Origin of the sequence: Weissella oryzae SG25 (assembly GCF_000691805.2) — a bacterium.
In the GTDB taxonomy this organism is placed as follows: domain Bacteria; phylum Bacillota; class Bacilli; order Lactobacillales; family Lactobacillaceae; genus Weissella; species Weissella oryzae.
On sequence record NZ_DF820486.1, the window covers coordinates 1 to 18,302 of the forward strand.

The 18,302-nt window shown below is 40.4% G+C and carries 17 protein-coding genes; all 17 read right to left on the bottom strand.

Annotation, left to right across the window (positions count from 1 at the left end; translation table 11 throughout):
* Nucleotides 1–232: 232 nt before the first annotated feature.
* Nucleotides 233–781 (bottom strand): hypothetical protein, encoded by a 549-nt coding sequence (locus tag TT13_RS02460; protein ID WP_242868508.1) that lies wholly within the window; start codon nucleotides 779–781, stop codon nucleotides 233–235.
* Between the two features lie 64 nt (nucleotides 782–845).
* Complete coding sequence (locus tag TT13_RS02465; protein ID WP_052348513.1) at nucleotides 846–1,802, bottom strand: cation:proton antiporter; 957 nt, start codon at nucleotides 1,800–1,802, stop codon at nucleotides 846–848.
* A gap of 94 nt (nucleotides 1,803–1,896) precedes the next feature.
* Nucleotides 1,897–2,079, bottom strand: a complete 183-nt coding sequence (locus tag TT13_RS02470; protein ID WP_027698518.1) for a type II toxin-antitoxin system RelB/DinJ family antitoxin — start codon at nucleotides 2,077–2,079, stop codon at nucleotides 1,897–1,899.
* Between the two features lie 154 nt (nucleotides 2,080–2,233).
* Nucleotides 2,234–4,459 (bottom strand): RelA/SpoT family protein, encoded by a 2,226-nt coding sequence (locus tag TT13_RS02475; RefSeq protein ID WP_027698519.1) that lies wholly within the window; start codon nucleotides 4,457–4,459, stop codon nucleotides 2,234–2,236.
* Nucleotides 4,460–4,577: 118 nt separating this feature from the next.
* Nucleotides 4,578–7,934, bottom strand: a complete 3,357-nt coding sequence (locus TT13_RS02480) for a DNA polymerase III subunit alpha (RefSeq protein ID WP_027698520.1) — start codon at nucleotides 7,932–7,934, stop codon at nucleotides 4,578–4,580.
* Nucleotides 7,935–8,018: 84 nt separating this feature from the next.
* The gene (locus tag TT13_RS02485) at nucleotides 8,019–8,204 is read right to left on the bottom strand and encodes a DUF2929 family protein (RefSeq protein ID WP_027698521.1); all 186 of its coding nucleotides are present in this window, start codon (nucleotides 8,202–8,204) and stop codon (nucleotides 8,019–8,021) included.
* Nucleotides 8,205–8,279: 75 nt separating this feature from the next.
* A complete protein-coding gene (locus TT13_RS02490) occupies nucleotides 8,280–9,080 on the bottom strand; it encodes an HAD family hydrolase (protein WP_027698522.1) in 801 nt (266 codons plus the stop codon).
* Between the two features lie 9 nt (nucleotides 9,081–9,089).
* Nucleotides 9,090–9,587 (bottom strand): dihydrofolate reductase, encoded by a 498-nt coding sequence (locus TT13_RS02495; protein ID WP_027698523.1) that lies wholly within the window; start codon nucleotides 9,585–9,587, stop codon nucleotides 9,090–9,092.
* An 8-nt stretch (nucleotides 9,588–9,595) separates the two neighbouring features.
* Nucleotides 9,596–11,476: an ABC-F family ATP-binding cassette domain-containing protein gene (locus tag TT13_RS02500; RefSeq protein ID WP_027698524.1), complete on the bottom strand. Its 1,881-nt coding sequence runs from the start codon at nucleotides 11,474–11,476 to the stop codon at nucleotides 9,596–9,598.
* 30 nt (nucleotides 11,477–11,506) lie between these two features.
* Nucleotides 11,507–12,730: a CCA tRNA nucleotidyltransferase gene (locus TT13_RS02505; protein ID WP_027698525.1), complete on the bottom strand. Its 1,224-nt coding sequence runs from the start codon at nucleotides 12,728–12,730 to the stop codon at nucleotides 11,507–11,509.
* A gap of 258 nt (nucleotides 12,731–12,988) precedes the next feature.
* Entirely contained in the window at nucleotides 12,989–13,756 is a 768-nt protein-coding gene (locus TT13_RS02510; RefSeq protein WP_027698526.1) for a pseudouridine synthase, read from the bottom strand.
* 125 nt (nucleotides 13,757–13,881) lie between these two features.
* Nucleotides 13,882–14,484, bottom strand: a complete 603-nt coding sequence (gene scpB / locus TT13_RS02515) for an SMC-Scp complex subunit ScpB (protein ID WP_027698527.1) — start codon at nucleotides 14,482–14,484, stop codon at nucleotides 13,882–13,884.
* Nucleotides 14,477–15,268: a segregation and condensation protein A gene (locus TT13_RS02520; RefSeq protein WP_027698528.1), complete on the bottom strand. Its 792-nt coding sequence runs from the start codon at nucleotides 15,266–15,268 to the stop codon at nucleotides 14,477–14,479. Before TT13_RS02520 ends, scpB begins: the two co-directional genes overlap by 8 nt.
* Nucleotides 15,269–15,628: a hypothetical protein gene (locus tag TT13_RS02525; protein ID WP_027698529.1), complete on the bottom strand. Its 360-nt coding sequence runs from the start codon at nucleotides 15,626–15,628 to the stop codon at nucleotides 15,269–15,271.
* A gap of 19 nt (nucleotides 15,629–15,647) precedes the next feature.
* A complete protein-coding gene (xerD, locus tag TT13_RS02530) occupies nucleotides 15,648–16,562 on the bottom strand; it encodes a site-specific tyrosine recombinase XerD (protein WP_027698530.1) in 915 nt (304 codons plus the stop codon).
* A 3-nt stretch (nucleotides 16,563–16,565) separates the two neighbouring features.
* Nucleotides 16,566–17,432, bottom strand: a complete 867-nt coding sequence (locus tag TT13_RS02535; protein ID WP_027698531.1) for a CvfB family protein — start codon at nucleotides 17,430–17,432, stop codon at nucleotides 16,566–16,568.
* A 55-nt stretch (nucleotides 17,433–17,487) separates the two neighbouring features.
* Complete coding sequence (locus TT13_RS02540; protein WP_027698532.1) at nucleotides 17,488–18,165, bottom strand: YjjG family noncanonical pyrimidine nucleotidase; 678 nt, start codon at nucleotides 18,163–18,165, stop codon at nucleotides 17,488–17,490.
* Nucleotides 18,166–18,302 lie beyond the last annotated feature (137 nt).

Below are 18,302 nucleotides of genomic sequence, written 5' to 3' on the forward strand. Positions count from 1 at the left end.
AGTTTTCAATGATCTACATTGCCTTGCGACAACTTTTATATCATATCTAAATTAGCATCATAAGTCAAGAACTTATTTTTAAATTTAAGTATGATTGCCTTGTTGTTTAGCGACTTAACCGCCGCGACAACTTAAACTATATTACAGATAAACCTGTCACCCGTCAAGCTTTTTGTCATTAATTAAAAAAGTAGCCTTATTTGGGATAAGACTACTACTCATTAATCAAAAATTAATTTTCATCAACGTCATAGCGAACCTTACGGAACGCTAATTTCTGCTGTTTGTTTGGCTTTTCAATAAATGGATAGTAAGCTAACCGCCACTTATCAAAAGAAATTGCCATTTGTGCAATTTCATCTGGAATATCAGTCCGTGGAATCCGTTCTAAATCAGGATGCTCAGTCACATATCCGTCAATCCAAGCGCCAATTTTAGCATGCGCTGCATTTTCAGCTGCCGTGTCATACCAATTAACCGGCTCAGTGATTATTTCCGTTGATACATCAAATAATCCGTCAGCACCCATTACTCTAAAAGGCCGTACCAGACTCTCTAAATTAAAGTGCCATTCAAACCTGCCATCATTCAAGGGCTTTACATCGTTTAGATTGACCAAGGCACCTGCCATCCGTGTAGGCAAACCACTTTGGCGGATACCATTTGATGCAACTAAAACTGTTCCTCGATAACTAGTGTCTGTATCTCGAACATCTAATACCTTCTGTCCAAGCATAATATCCACTAAATATTGGGGATCAACCGTAAATGTTTTCATCATCATATTCCTCTCAAGCTAATTGAACTTATCATAGCATTACTTATCTTTTTTGCGCAATTATCGTTTAACTGTCAGCCTTACTAAAGAGTGGGCGCATAATAATTGGTGCCATAATCGTTGTTATAATGATTACCAAAACTAACTCACTAAAAACTCCCTGATCAACAATTCCAGCAGCTAACCCCAAACTTGCAATAATCAAAGCCATCTCACCACGTGAAACCATCCCAGCACCAATTGCAGTAGCTAACTTTAAATTGGCTCCTGTCATATAAGCGCCCAATCCTGCCCCAAAAATCTTTGTTAAAATTGCTAAAACAATCAAGCCAACTAGGACTGGCCAAGTCTGATCTGTTTGTCCCAGTGCAATCCGCAAACCAATTGACCCAAAAAAAATGGGGTAAAAAACGTATTCTCCTAATGTATCAGTAAATTTCAATTTACTACTTACGATTACTCTCTGGCCCAATAAACCGATGAGAAAAGCAAAGAGTGGTAATAATGCTGATAGATTCATCCCTTTAGTCCCGACAAATAATGTATAGATACTAATCATACCTAAGGCAAGGAAATCATCCAAAATTGCCGCTCCCAAGATAACTGTTCCTAAACGTTTTGCCAGTAATCTTTGTTCTGCCAACACCGCAATCGTGATTGAGATTGATGTTGCCGCAAAAGTAATCCCCCACAAGATTGCCTCTTGATTACCATAGCCTAGGATAATTGCCGCAAAATAAAAGATTACTACAGGGAAGAGTACACCCAAAATTGCAACTGCGGACGCCATACGACCTTCTTGCCATAAGCCACGAATATTCGTCTCCTTACCCGCATTAAACATCAACAATAAAACGCCACCCTCAGCCAAAATAGCTAGCAAATGTGTATAGCTAAGTAAATCCAGTCCGGCTGGCCCTAATACAATTCCCGCCAATAACTGACCAACAACTAAGGCTAGCCCCATTTTTTTACCAAGTAGTCCTAAAACTAAACTAGCTACAATTAAAATTATTATTTCCATCACTCCTCCAAATTTTCAACAAAAAAGCGTATGCACCAAGACCTTAGTTCCCCAACTAAGTTATCTTGAAGCATACGCCCAACCGAATTAAATATTAATGATTGTTATTTTGGTGACTAACGAATAGGTTATCAAAAGGTGATTGCCCTGTATTTGCAACTTGAGTCAAGAAGATTTTGATTGCCGTTTGTGTAGTCAAACCTTGACTTTTAAAGATTTCATCTGCCTGATTTTTAACTGCGTCTTCAACACGTAGTTGGATTAATTTTTCTGCCATACTAGACCCCTCTTGTATTATAAATTATCTGGTCAGTAAAATTATGACAGAAAAGTCTGCTTTTGCCAAGTGAAATCTATTAATTCCCAGTTAAAAAGCATTCTGAAATACAGATAGCTGATAGGATATCGTAATACATTGAGCCTGTTTTCAGTTATTTAAAAGTTCGGACAACTTCATAAACATCTTTGACATTTTTAATACTATCAACTATATGTTCTAATTGTTCAAGGTTCTTTACGCCAACTGTCATCGAAATGTGTACATTACCATTATTATCAGTCCGCCCATTCACGAGCTTCAATGACCGTGTGGTATTATTCACCGTTCGAATAATTTCATTTAAAATTTTATTGCGGTTCGTTGCATTTACGGCAAAGTCAGCATCATACTCTGTCTTATTATCACCAACTGGATTCTGCCAACCAACTTCAACTAAACGTTGCCCTTGATTTTGCGCTGCTAAAAGATTTGGGCAGCCAACACGATGGACAGAGACACCGCGGCCCTTCGTCACGTAACCAATCACCTGATCACCTGGTACTGGTGTACAACAACGGCCAAGCCGAACAAGGACGTTATCAACGCCTTGAATAACAATTTTATCCGCTCCAGAAGCCTTTTTCTTTGGTCGCTCAATATCTAAAGTCTGGTGGTCCTCCAAAACTGCGCGTTGCTCTTCTTCAGCCCGCTGTTCTTCAAGCTCCAACCGCTTATCTTCTGATACCTTATTACCAATCATCTGAACTGAGTAGTCACCAAAGCCAATTGAAGCGTACAAATCATCAAGTGTGTTGAAATGGGTCTTCTCAAGCGCTTTGGCCTCATGTTCTTCAGCCAAAAGTTCTTCTGGGTTGTAGCCAGCTGCCGCTAAATATTCAGTTAGCAGCTTTTTACCAGCTTCAATATTTTCATCTTTGTCCAGTTTACGGAAATATTGGCGAATCTTATTTCTTGCTCGCCGGGTTGAAACAATATTGAGCCAGTCACGGTTTGGCTTAGCTGATTGCGCAGTGGTTATTTCAATAATATCACCGGTCTTAATTTGGTAATCTAAAGAAATAATTCGGCCATTTGCCTTTGCCCCCGTGGTATGATTACCAACATTCGTATGAATGCTATAAGCCATATCTAGTGGACCGGCCCCCTTGGCAAGTTCAATTACATCTCCCATTGGTGTGAATGCGTAGACCCGATCAGTAAACAAATCACCTTTAACTGACTCCATGAAATCATCAGCGTCGCGAGCATCGTCTTGTAATTCTAAAATTCCCTGAATTACATTTAATTTTTGTTGGTCTGCGTTTTGTACATCAGCCCCAATAAAGTTACCTTCTTTGTAGGCCCAATGGGCTGCCACACCAAACTCGGCCACTTCATGCATTGCATAGGTTCTAATTTGCACTTCCAATGGTCGACCACCAGGACCAATCACTGATGTATGCAAACTTTGATAACCATTGGCCTTTGGTAGGGCGATATAATCTTTAAAGCGACCGGGCATTGGCGTCCAATGTGCGTGAATTGCCCCTAGGACAGCATAGGTTTCAGGAATTGTATTGACCATTACACGAATAGCTAATAAATCATAGATTTCATCAAAAGCTTTTTTCTTATCAACCATCTTACGATAAATTGAATAAATGTGCTTTGGTCGACCATAGACTTCGGCATTTTCAATATGCAACTCAACGATTGCTTTATTGATTTCTTTGACAGCTTGGTCAACAAGATCCAAACGTTCTTGTCGCCGCATCTGCATTGAATTAGCAATCTCATGATACGCTTCAGGATTAAGATACCGTAAAGCAGTATCTTCAAGCTCCCACTTAATCGTCATAATTCCCAAACGATCTGCTAATGGTGCATAAATTTCGAGTGTCTCTGAAGCAATGCGCTTTTGCTTGGCTTCTGGGAGGGCACCCAAGGTCCGCATATTATGCAACCTGTCGGCTAGCTTTACAATAATCACCCGAATATCGTGTGACATTGCCAAAAGTAACTTTCGATGATTTTCGGCCAGCTGTTCTTTAGATGACTTGTACTTAATCTTAGAAAGTTTTGATACACCGTCAACAATTGCAGCAACATCGGATCCAAAAAGTTCTTCGACATCACCTAAAGTCGCATTTGTATCCTCAACTACATCATGCAAATAACCGGACACTACTGTATCTGGATCCATATGTAGTTCAGCCAAAATTCCAGCAACTTGAATTGGATGTACAATATATGGTTCACCGGACTTACGTTTTTGTTCTTGATGCAAAAGCATCGCAAAATCAAAGGCCTGGTCTACCATAGCTACATGTTCTTCATTCATATATCCAGCCACTAACGTATGTACGTCTGTGGCGGTTAAAATTTTTACTTCTGCCATCGCATTCCTCTTCTTAAACCAAAGCCGGTTGGGATTGTCACCCGCAGCCTTGGTTTATGCTTCATATCCAACGTAGCTATTGACTCATTATAACTTATCCACACAAATTGTGCGATTTTTACGTCAAGTCATTATTTGGCCGGTAAAAAACATTAGCAGCACCCAACAATTCAACTAAAGCCGCCTTAGTCTGTCCATCGCTAGCCAACCAGTTTTCTTTTTTTAATAACATATTTTTACCAGTTTGGGCATCAACTATTACAATTGCATTTTCACCTGGATGTTCTTTGATAATTTGCATCAAGGTTTCCTGATTGTTCATTGACTGTACTTTCAAAAACCAACGCCCTTTTTCAACTATTTGACTTTTATTCTGATTAATTAATTGCTCTGCTTTGGTAATCTGATTAGCAATAACTTGAATTCCCTCACGGTCACGTTGAGCCTCAACTTTACCCTGAACCATAATGGTTTGGTTTGGCTTTAACAACCAAGCTACTTGCTTATATAAATTAGGAAAAACTGTGATTGAGAGCCGACCACTAAGATCCATGCCATCAATAAAGGCCATAAGTTCACCCTTTTTAGTGCGAATTTCCTTAATTGCTTCGATATAAATCGCCAAATTTACATTTACCATTCCCACGACTAAATCATTAACATCAGTCCGGTCAAAATTTGCAGGTAATTTTTGATAAACCATTTCAAGCGGATGCCCACTAATATATAGACCTAGTAACTTATACTCCTCCGCTAACTTTTCAGTCAACGGATATTCTTCTAAGACATGCATCTTGGGAGCAAAACGTTCGAAGAGACTCATTGATTCACCGGCCAAGCCAACAGCCTCAATAAAGCCCTTTAAGGACGCATAGATTGAACGGCGGTTTGGTCCAAAAGTATCTAAAGCCCCAGCAAATATCAGCGGTTCTAATAAATCAAATTTTCGATACTTGTTACTTAAACGTCCAATAAAATTAGTCATATCTTTAAACGGTCCGTTTAACCGTCGTTGTTCTAAGATTTCATTTCTTAAATCAGACCGTAAACCCGCAATTGAACCTAGACCAATTTGTAACTGACCTTGTTCGACACTAAAACCTTGCCAAGACTTATTAATATTTGGCCCTAAAATAATAACCCCAGTCGCTCTGGCTTCAGCAATATAAACTTGTGCTTTATGCTTGTCAGACCAGCTCTTATTTAGAACTGCCTTATAAAACGCACTTGGAAAATGGGCTTTTAAATAAGCCAGTTGAAAGGCTAACTTCGCATAAGCCACCGCATGTGATCGATTAAAACCATATTGCGCAAACGTTTCAATATATCCATACACTTCCTCAGCAACTTTTGAACTATGCCCTGTCCTTTGCGCGCCGCTAATAAACTGTTCTTTTAACTTAGTCAGTTTTTGCCCATCTTTTTTGGACATGGCCCGCCTTAGCAAATCCGCATCGGCTAGTGTAAAGGCAGCAAATCTTTCAGCAACCCGCATTACTTGTTCTTGATACACGATAATACCATAGGTTGGCGCCAAAATATCGCGCAAATTTCCGTCCGGAATTGTCTGGGCTTCCTTACCATGCTTACGTGCAATAAAGTGTCCAATATTTTGGCTAGGTCCTGGGCGGAACAAAGCATTCGCTGCCACAATATCTTCAAACCGATCTGGCTGTAATTGCTTTAACATTTGTTTCATACCAGCTGATTCAAATTGGAAAATACCATCAGTTGCACCGTTTTGAAATACAGCTAAAGTTTTCGTATCGTTTAAATCAATTCGATTAATATCGAAATTTGCCTGAGGGTCCTTAGCCACTTCATTAAGTGCGATTTCCAAAACAGCTAGATTAGACAGCCCTAAGAAATCAATTTTCAATAATCCCAACGCTTCAACCGGCTCCTTGGTTAGCTGCGTTACTAAACGTTGATCTTCATTCAGCTCAACTGGAACGGTTTCTTCCAGCGGATGAGCAGACAAAACAACTCCAGCTGCATGCAGTGACTTATTTCTAGGTAATCCTGTTAATTGCTTTACCGTTGCAACAAAAAGTTCGGTATCAATCGGTAAATCCAATAAAACGTTCTGTAGTTTTTGATTCGATTGTACGGCTAAATCTAATGTTTGATCATTTGGCACCACGCGCGCTAGACTATCGATCTGCTGTACGGTTAGGCCAAACACCCGAGCAACATCCCGAACTACAGCCTTATTGCCTAAAGTCGCAAAGGTAATGATTTGTCCGAAACGTTCATGTCCATAATGTTCATGCAAATAATTTAAAATATCTTCACGGCGATTATCAGGTACATCAATATCAATATCAGGCATTTGTGCACGACTAGGGTTCAAGAAGCGTTCAAAAAGCAAGTCATACTTAATCGGATCAACATCCGTTATCCAAAGCACATAGGCAACTAGTGACCCAGCGGCTGAACCACGCCCTGCCCCAGTTCGAATATTATTCTTATGCGCAAAGTTTAGTGCATCCCAAACAATTAGGAAATAATCAGCAAAACCCATCTTCTCAATCGCCGCTAACTCATCAGCTAGGCGGGCTTGATAAACCTCGATTTCTGGGTTCGTTAAACTTTGCAGTCGGGCTGCTAGGCCGTTTTTAGCTAGTTCTTGCAAATAATTAATACTACTTTGACCCTGTGGTGTTTTAAAGGCTGGGAGTGTCACTTGCGTTTTAGAAATTTCAAAATGGCTTTGTGCGGCTAACCAATCCGTGTTCTCAACGGCAGGTGCCAAAGCTAATCTTTGATAGGCAGTCTCAATTTGCTCGCGACCTTGTAGATATTCATCAGCTGGATTACGCCGAATTTCACCAAGGTTTGTAATGGTCTCGCCCTTTTTCATATATTGTAGGACTGTCGCCGCAAATGAATCAGCCGGATTTAAATAGCTAACTGGATCAGTCGCCACATAACGGATTTTAAATTTTTCGGCTAACTCCCTAATTGCGCTTAAATTATGTTCCTCCATCCCTAAGGTAACGCCTAATAAGACATGATTCAGGTCAACATACTGAGGTAGCACATCTAATAAAGCCTGGGCTTGACTGGGCTCAATACTCAGTAAGTAATGGAATTCACTCATTGCTGGAAAAATCATAAATAGCCCTGGTAAATAATTAGCTAATTCTTCAATCGTCAAAGGCTCATTCTTTGTCTGGATACGTGAAGATAACTTTAATAAGTTTTCATAGCCATTCTGATTCTCAACTAAAACTAGTAATGGAAAGTGCTGAGCACTTTGTAGGATACCAACAATATCAAAAGTTAAGCCAAGTAAAGGCTGTAAGTCATTTTCACGGGCTGCACGATAAAAACTATCCATACCATACAGGACATTTTCATCAGTTAATGCCACAGCTTGATAGCCACGTTCTTTAGCCGCCTGAACTAAAGAAGCTGGCATCATAGGGCTTTGTAACAAAGAATATGCTGTTTTTGTGTGAATTGGGACCATGTTACCACCTCCATTAGTTCTTTATTTACTTTCATTATACAAAAAAAAGAGCCAAGTTTCCTTAGCTCTCCTCTAGCGAATTAATTACTTTTTTGAATCACTAGCTGAAGCAGAAATTTTAGCAAAAATAACTGTTCCAAGTGTTCCGACAATCGTTGTCCAAATCGCTACTGGACCAGGTTGAAATGGCACAGTTTCCAATGCAGATGCAATATAACCTAGCACCTCACCCAAAACGACCATCCAGAAAATCAAGGTCACATACTTCATATTCATTACCTCTTAGCCATTCGGCAAATATTAATCAAGATTATTTTACGCCCCTTGCGAATAAATGTCGAATATTTATTCTGTCAAAAGTTTTGCCATTAGAGCTAACACACCGTCATGATTATTATCTAAATCAATAGCTTTAAAATTGTAATCGAATAAACGTTGATCAGATTGTGGCATGATGTATCCCTGTTGCGCTAATGCTAGCATCTCTAAGTCATTCATCCCATCACCAACCGCAATTAAATCAGTTGTCTGCATTGCGTTACTAGCTAAAAGTTGCTTTAGCGTTACCGCCTTATTGACCCCCGCCGGTAAAATATCTACCGAACCATATCCCGATGTGGTCGCATAAAGGGCCAAATCGGCTTGATTAATTTTTTTGATAATTTCCTCGGCCGCCACTTCTGACCAATGTCCAGTAATTGTTGTTAGCGGTTCTTTAACTTGCTGAAAACCATCAACTAAGACCAAATTATATACTTGTTTGGCAAAGGCTAAACTATCAGCATGCATTGCTGGATAGGCTTGATGCAAATACATGCTTTGCGTTGAAAATCCATGCAGTTCGGTTGGCTTTTCTGGATAGGTATCGATTAGTTCCTGTAACGCAACGTAACTGGCTGGCCTAATCGTGACTGCTATTGGTGACCTACCAACTCTTTGTAAAACGGCCCCATTACTAGCAACTACATCAATTTCAGTTAATAAATCGTCAAACCAGCGCTCAATCCATTTTAGCTCGCGCCCTGATGCAATTGCAAAATGGTGTCCAGCTCTCCGCCAAGCTAACAATAATTTTTCAAAAGCCGGCCGATTAAAAGTTTTGTCATCCTTTAAAAAAGTTCCATCAAGGTCAGTCACTAATAGCATACGACCCTCCTATTTACGGCGATAGCGCATAACTCGATAGGCATAATCATTTTGCTCATCCGCGGACCCAGCAAAAATCAATTCACTTTGCCAATTGGTTTCATTAAGGGCGGCCATACTAACATCCCCCGCAATTTCGGTTTCTAAATAAGTGACTAGTAGTTCATCGGCATACTTAAAGGCCAATTCATACACAGCCTTACCGCCAATCACAACCAAATCTTGCTTAGCCGCTTCAGCCAAAGCCAAGGCCGCTGCAAAGTCCGTTACTTTTTTAAAACCAGCTGGTAGATTTTCAGCCGGCTGCCGTGTCAACACTAAATTGGTTCGGTTAGACAAGGGATGCCCACCAAAGCTTGTCATCGTTTTACGCCCCATTAGCACTACTTTATGTAAGGTCGTTGCCTTAAAGAAGCGCATATCTGCTTGCTGATGCCAAGGAATCTGCCCGTTTTTGCCAATCGTGCCATTCCGACTTTGTGCCCAAATCATGATTACTTTTGTCATCCTAATACCTAACTTTCAACGATTTCCGACAAAACTTCCCAACGTTCCATTTTCGCCTCAAGGTCAGCATTCAGCTGCTCTAATTGGGCTTGTAACTCACTCAATTTTGCAAAATCAGCGCCATTTTCAATCATGGCAGCTTCAATTGGTGCTTGCTTAGCCTCTAGGGCTGCAATATCATCCTCAATTGTTTCCCATTCTTTTTGTTCGGCCCAAGTTAACTTTTTCTTCTTACTGACTGGTTCAGCGGGCTTAGCCTGTGCCTTGCTTTGTTTATTATCATGTTTGACTTCACTGGCCTGACTTAGATAATCAGTAAAACGACCATTTGCCCGTTCAATTACCCCTTGTCCTTCAAAGACTAACAACTGATTGGCGACTTTATCCAAGAAATATCGGTCATGGGATACCGTAATTACAGTCCCATTAAAACTGGCAAGATATTCTTCCAGAATCGTCAAAGTTGCAATATCTAAATCATTTGTTGGCTCATCTAACAAAAGAACATTTGGTTGTTGAATTAGGAGCTTTAACAGATATAAACGTCGCTTCTCACCACCCGATAGCTGGCGAATTAGTGTTCCGTGCATAAATGGTGGAAACAAAAACTGTTCCAATAGCTCAGCTGCCGAAATCTTATTACCATCACGGTCGGTTACCTCTTCAGCCACCTCACTTAGATAAGCAATGACACGTTTATCATCAGGAATGGGTTCAGTTACCTGCGTATAGTAGGCCATCTTAACAGTTTCACCAATTTCAATTTGCCCGCTATCCAATTGCTGATTACCGGCAATTGCATTTAACAAGGTTGACTTACCAGTTCCATTGGCGCCAGTGATACCAATTCTTTCATTACCTTGAATTAGTTGATTAAAATCTTTTAAGATTATCCGGTCATCAAAGGTTAGGTTGGCATCAATGATATTAATAACCTTCTTACCCAAACGTGCTTGGCCTAAGTTGACACTAATCTCGCCATCTTCTTGCCTGGTACCTTGTTGAGCCGCTAGTTCACGGAAATTATTTTCACGCGCTTTTTGCTTCGTTGAACGGGCTTTAGCCCCAGTTTTCATCCATGCTAATTCTTTTTGATAAAGCTGAGCTGACTTATGCTCCGCCGTTTTTTCAGCTTCAACCCGTTCAGCTTTGGCAGTCACATAGCGCTCATAATTACCTTGGTAAATATATAATTTACCAAATGATAGCTCAAAAATTCGATTCGTAACGCGATCAAGGAAGTAGCGATCATGGGTGACCGTCATTACCGCACCCTTATAGTCAGCTAAATACTTTTCCAACCAAGCAATTGAGTCAAAGTCCAAATGATTAGTCGGCTCATCTAGGAGCAATAAATCCGGTGCTTGAATTAGCACTTGTGCCAAGCCGACCCGCTTACGTTGTCCCCCAGACAAAGCGGCCACTGATAGATTCAAATCTGGCAAATGTAGTTGGGTTAAAATTGACTTCACTTCTGATTCGGCCGTCCATGCCTCTTCTTGATTCATTCTTGCTTCTAGGCGTGTATAGCGATTGAGAATTTTTTCATCATTTGGATTTTCAGCATAGTCATTTAAAGCCTCTTCATAATCACGAATCAACTGAAAAATGGGCTGTGCGCCGGCGAAAATTGCCTCCATAACCTTCATCTCACCATTTAAAGCTGGTTCTTGCTCCAGGTAACCAATTGAATAATCATTTGGTCCCTCAACGCTACCACCTTCAGCTGGATTAGTACCAGCAATTGCGTTTAATAGGGTTGTCTTACCAGTCCCATTAACCCCGACAATACCAACCCGATCACCAGTTTCAATTAGAAAGGATACTTGATCCAATAGTACTTTTTCACCATAGGTGCTTTTTAAATCTGTCGCACGTAACTGCTTCATAATCTTTTATTTGCCTCGATTAGTTCTTAATTATTTACCTTGCTGGTCTTTTTGGATTATTGTAGTCGCTGCTTTTAATAATACCGGCTTATCATTAGCTAGTTCACCCATTACAACCTTATATTCGAGTGTAGCTAATACTTTACCAAACAGTGGTCCTGGTTTAAGCGCCAATGTTTTGGTTAAATCACCACCATTAAGGGCAAGCGCCTGCTTTTCTTTAATTGGCAATTGTTCATATCGAACTTGCAAGCTGGTACTTTCAATTGGTAATTCAGACAAATCAAGCACCTTTAAGGTCGCTTGAATTGCGGTTCCAACTTGATAAAGTTGCCAATCAGTCACATCTTTTATCCGTAGTTGATTGAGCAAACGCAAACCACTACGAACTACTTTAATCAACTCATTACTATGTTTCCAGCTTTTCAAAAAGATTTGTGCGTCATCCGCTGTTAATCCTAACTCAAATGTTAATAACATCCAGGCAACTGTTACATCATCAATCTGCTCTTGCTTTAGTAAATCAGCTAAACCAACTAAATCAATATCCGAATTTTCTAAACCTGGCAAGTAATTGTGAACCCCAGTTCGGAGTAGTTCAAGAATTGCATACCAAACATTTTTACCTAGCAACAATTTAGTGAATTCCGTATTAATACGTTCCACCGCAATATTGTTAAGCAGGGCCGCATTATCTTGAATTGCCTGTAAAGTTGTTGCTTCAATTTCAAAACCTAACTGACTGCTAAAACGTAAAGCCCGCATCATACGTAAAGCATCTTCAAAGAACCGCTCTTCGGCCTTTCCAACCGCCCTGATTCGGTGATCGGTTAAATCTTTTAGGCCATCAAATAAGTCAATTACTTCCCCATCACTTTTTAAGGCCAGTGCATTAATTGTAAAATCACGGCGTTGTAAATCTTCAGCGAGGGAACGGACAAAAGTCACCTCGTCTGGCCGACGGAAATCAGTATAGGTTGATTCAGTTCTAAAGGTGGTAGTTTCATAACCTTGCCCCTGATCTAAAATCATCACTGTCCCATGTTTAATTCCGGTATCAACTGTGTGCTCAAAAATCGCCTTAACTTCTTTTGGAAAAGCCGATGTTGCAATATCGACATCATGAATTGGTTTACCGAGTAAAGTATCTCGGACGGAGCCACCAACAAAGTATGCCTCATACCCAGCCCCTTCAATTTTTTCCAAAATCGGTAATGCTGCGATAAATTCTTGTGGTAATTGTTGCAACTTCATTGGAAGACCTCCTAATTCGCTTACCAGTTTAGTATTGCACTTTGCAAGACAACCGCCCTGAGTGCATTAATCTTACTAGTTCATATATATGATTTTAGCATAACCACACACCTACAAGCTTGGATTTAACCAAACTCGCCATTTGATTTTTAAGCAAATAAAAACCCATCCCAAGCATTAGCACTAGCTAGTCAAAGACCGCTGCTTAGCGCTAACCGTTTAGGACGGATTATTTTAATTGCTAATAAATCAGTTAGTTTATAGACGCCCAGCCGAACGACGATATTGACGGCCAGCTTTTAACACTTCAACTTCTTCATAACGTAAAGGTCGGTACTCACCAGCTTGTAATCCAGTTAACTCTAACATTCCATAGCGCTCACGGGTCAATTTAATCACCTCATGACCAACTGTACGGAGCATTTCTTTAACTTGATGATAGCGACCTTCATGAATCGTTAAGCGGACCAAAGCGGTCTTTTTAGCCAAATCAGTCCCGATAATTTCGGCCTTGGCAGGGGCTGCCTTAAAACGCATAAAGCGTTTACCCTGTTTGGTTTTTACCTGTACTCCTAAGCGTAAGGCTTTCAACTCATCATTAGTCGGAATTCCCTTAACTTTAGCCACATAAACCTTATCAATCTTATAAGATGGGTGCATCAATTGATTTGCCAAAGCCCCATCATTAGTCATTAGTAAGGCACCAGTTGTGTCATAATCAAGGCGACCAACCGGATAGAGCCGTTGTGGCTCATCCATAATATCCATAACCGTCTGGCGGCCCTTATCATCAGAAGTTGTCGTTACGACACCACGGGGTTTATTCAAAAGAAAATATACTAATTTTTCCTTACTATCCAATGGTGCACCATTAACTTCAATATGGTCACTTGGCTCTACTTTAGTACCCAATGTCTTTACAACATCACCATTAACAGTTACCTTGCCATCCAAGATTAACTGTTCTGAGGCGCGACGTGAAGCCACCCCTGCCTGTGCCATAACTTTTTGTAATCTTTCTGCCATTTTTTCTCCTTAGGCACCCCCGTCGTTTCCAACAACGATGGTTTTTTGTTCATAGTCACTAACTTACAATACCCGCAATCATACCATAAAATCACCAGGTAAAGTCAACAAACAACTTAATTTAGCTAATCTAAGTCCTCTGTCAGCTCAAAATCCGATGACAAAGCTGGCATCAATGGTACCGTTTGATCTTTTTGGGACTTCAAATTTTCAAGAATTTCCGCATCCACTAATGGTGGTAATTCTTTTAAATTAACCAAACCAAAATAGTTTAAGAAATAATCAGTTGTTTCATATAAGTTAGGCCGTCCCGGTTCAGTTGACCGCTGCCGGCTTTCAATTAAATTACGCAAAACTAATTTTTGTAGAGTACCTTGTGATTGAACGCCCCGAATTTCATCAATTTCAACGCGGGTAATCGGTTGTCGATAAGCAACTATCGCTAATACCTCAAGTGATGCTTGTGATAGAGCTGTCGTCAACGGTGCCGTAAAATATTCATGAATCACAGCTGCTAACTCGGCTTTAGTAACTAATTGGTAATTATCCTCAGTCTGCATTATCGCTAAAGCTGAATTATCATCTTGCACATAGCGCTCGGCTAATTCATTAATCAAAGCTAAAATGGCGGGCCGTTCAAAACCGGTGGCAGCTGCAATCTCAGCAATCGAAATTCCTTCCTCACCGGCCACAAACAACAGGCCTTCAATTTGCTGCATACTATTCATCAAAAACTGTTTCCTCATTTTCATCTGCTAAGAAAGGCTTTGTTCCCTTAGTTAGGGTAATCACCCCGTAAGGGCTTATTTGCTGAACAAATAAATGTTGATGCCTTACTAAATCAAGCATGGCTAGAAAGGTCGTTACTAGCAAATCATTGCCAACCTCAGCTGGAAATAATTCATCGAAGGTTAATTCGGACATTTGATCTAGCTTAGCCATCACGGTTACCATTTGCTGGCGAATTGACCATGTTTCATTTGCCATAGTTCTAGGTTGAACCTGCTTTTTCAAGCGTTTTTGCACCATTTTAGAAAAGGCTAACTGCAAATCTGTCAATTCCAAGCCTGCTGCCACTGGCAAACTATCAATATCAGCTGGAATGGTCAAGGGGCTTCGGGAGAATTGTAACTGCCGTGCATCTTCACGCTCCCTTAATTCATCAGCCGCCACTTGATAGCGCTGGTATTCAAGGAGTTGTTCAATCAAGGCTTCCCGTGGGTCATCTTCATAATCCACCTCAGCCAAGTCGTTATCTAAATCTAATTCAAGCTCTGGTCTGGGTAATAAGTAACGTGCTTTGATACTCATCAAAGTCGCTGCCATAATTAAAAATTCGCCCGCTATATCTAAATCATTTTGTTCTGCTTGATGCAAAAAAGCTAGATATTGTTCTGTGATACTAACAATCGGGATATCTAGAATATCCATCTCATTGATTTTAATTAAATGTAATAACAAATCAAGGGGGCCATCGAAATCGCCTAAATGATAAGTAACCGCTGCTGCCATCTAATTTTCCCGCCAATCATTCAAAACTGGCTGGGTGACAATTGTCCCAATAATGCCTTCATCAGGGAAACGCAACTCCAACTCATGTAAAATTTCTTTGCCTAATGCTAAACGTTCCCCCGCACTTAGGCTAGGATTAAAAATTATTCGGCGAACCAAAACAGTGCCATAAAGCGATTCAATGCCCAAACAAACTGGATATTGTTCATCATTAGTCCGCCATAAAAGTAACTGCCGTTGCTCATTATGCTCGTACCACTCAATCTCTCGTTGAACTGCATTAATGCCCACTAAATCAGTTGCATAAGACAACATCCCCATCAAAATTTTTGATTGTTCATTTTTTGCTGCTATAAACATCTGCGCTGAATTCCCCTCGTTAATCTTTTTTTGCCCGTGGATGACTTCGTTGATATACTTCGGCCAAACGTTTATTCGAGATATGCGTATATATTTGCGTGGTAGAAATATCCGCATGGCCTAATAATTCTTGTACAATCCGTAAATCAGCCCCATTTTCTAATATATGCGTTGCAAAACTATGCCTAAGCGTATGTGGTGACACATCTTTAGTAATCCCAACACTGGCAACTAATTGTTTAATAATCTTCCAGACACCTTGTCGTGTCAGCTGACGGCCATGGTCATTTAGAAAGATAATGGTTGGATCTTGCTGGCGCCCCAGTAACGGGCGAACATCTTGCAAATAACGTTCCAGCCACATTGCAGCCATATCACCAATTGGAATGATTCGTTCCTTATCCCCTTTACCAACAGTCTGAATCAAGCCTAAATCTAAATGTAGATTATCAAACTTTAAATTGACCAATTCAGAGACCCGCATACCAGTTGCATACATCACTTCAAGCATGGTGCGGGTTCGGATACCTAAATTAGTGCTGGTATCAGGCGCTGCTAGCAGGGCTTCAACCTCCGCAATGGTCAAAACCGCCGGTAGATACTGACCTTTTTTGGGTGGGTCAACCTGTAGCATTGGATCATTTGTCACCAATTGGTTGCGATGTGCATACTGAAAAAACTTCCGCAAAGAGGTTACCATATGGATTACCGTATTACGGGCCTTGCCTTCTTCTTCCAGCGTTCCCAAAAAAGCTAAAATAACAAAACGGTCAACTTGCTCTAAAGTCGTAATTTGCTTTGTTTTAAGATACTCAAAGAAAAGCCGTAAATCTTGTCGGTAAGAACTGCGCGTATTTGCTGATAACCCGCGTTCGACAGTCACGTATTGCAAATAATCCTGTAATTCTGCATCAAAAGGTATTTGCTCAGTCATATGCTAATCCTCGGAAACTAAATGCAAGCCAGCTTCATCTTGGCTGATTTTTCTAGCCTTCATTAAGTTACCAACTGCCCGCTTGAATTGGCCCTTTGACATACCAAAGTAGCGTTTAATTGCTGCTGGATCACTTTTATCTGTGTATGGTAATTGACCATCATTTGAACGCTCTAGTAAGGTTAGAATCATTTGGGCATCCTCACTAATTGCTTCATAAGCACGTGGTTTCAAAGACAAATTCAAAATACCATCTGGTCGCATACCAATGACCCGGGCATTTACAACTTCCCCTAAACGTGGCTCACGCAAACGCTCATCAGGATGAATGAAACCAAAGTTGAAATCCTTAGTAATAACATAGGTTCCAACCATCTTCAAGCGGAAGACTGTTGCTTGAACGTTTTTATTTTTCATATCGGTTTTAGCTGGGATGCGGATTGCTTGGAGCATATCCATTGGGATTAATTCCCCCCAGAGCCGGTCTTTGTTATCAACCCGCAGTGTAATCATTAATTGATCACCCCGTTGTGGCCAAAGCTCCTTGATTGTTGGTAGTTCATCAATTGACACAACGACATCCTTATTAGGTAAACCAATGTCCACAAAGACCCCTAGGTCACGTCGAATATCAGTTACCGTCCCCCAAGCATAGTGGCCGAGGCGCACTGCTGGTACATTCTTAGTAATTTGTAATTGGTGTTGTTCATTTTCATAGGCAAAGCCACTAACAAGGCTACCAATATTGAGCGGCTTAGCTAGCTCATCCTTGGCTACTTGATAAGTCAAACCATCAACTTGTGCAAAGTAGTAATGGTCATTTTCATCGGTAACTTTTGCGGCAATTATGTCGCCAATTTTCATTGTCATATTTTTCTCCGTTATTATCTTATTCATCTAATCAGCACTGTGCTGATTGCATTTTTTAAAGTACTTCCATCAATTCAACTAAACGCTGAATCTCCTGTGTTGGTTTAAAGGCGCTTGTATTACTTTGCTTTTTTAGATTAACCCAAATACGGTCTAAGCCAAAAATTTGGGCCCCCTGAATATCTGCACTGAGGCCATCACCAATCATAACCGTATCGCTTAAACTTAATTGCGCTTCATGTTGGAAAATGTATTGGAAAAATTCCTTAGCTGGCTTAGCATAGCCGATTTCTTCTGAAGTGTAAATCGCTGCAAAGTATGGGGCTAACCCAGAGGCTGCTAATCGACGTTCCTGCGTTAATTTAACGCCATTCGTCCCAGCTAAAATTCGATAACCCTTATCATGTAAGTTTGCTAAAACTAACTGGGCATCTGGTATTTGAGCATAGTTAGTATCAAGGTAATGCCGGTATTCAAGCTCAACCTTTTGTCCATCAACCGCTTGTCCAAATTCTGCAAATAATTTTGCAAAACGAGTGTTTAATAATTTTGTCCGATCCGCGCCATGCTCGACTTGCTGCCAAACCGCCTGGTTAATTATTTGGTACTGGGTATTAGCCGCTGTTAAATCATCAAGTCCATGAGCTAAAAAAATTTGTTCTAAGCCGTAACGCTCACCAGCTTTAAAATCAAGTAAGGTATCATCTAAATCAAAAATTAAAGTTTTGTACATCTTACTAATCCTTCTTTCGCCCAATGACGCTTTTCTATATCATACCAAAAATCCCAGCTTTCTTCTGCCTTAACTGTAAAATTAAAGGTTTAATTACCGCTTTGAATGATGTACTTAGTTGGTAAATTGCATCAAAC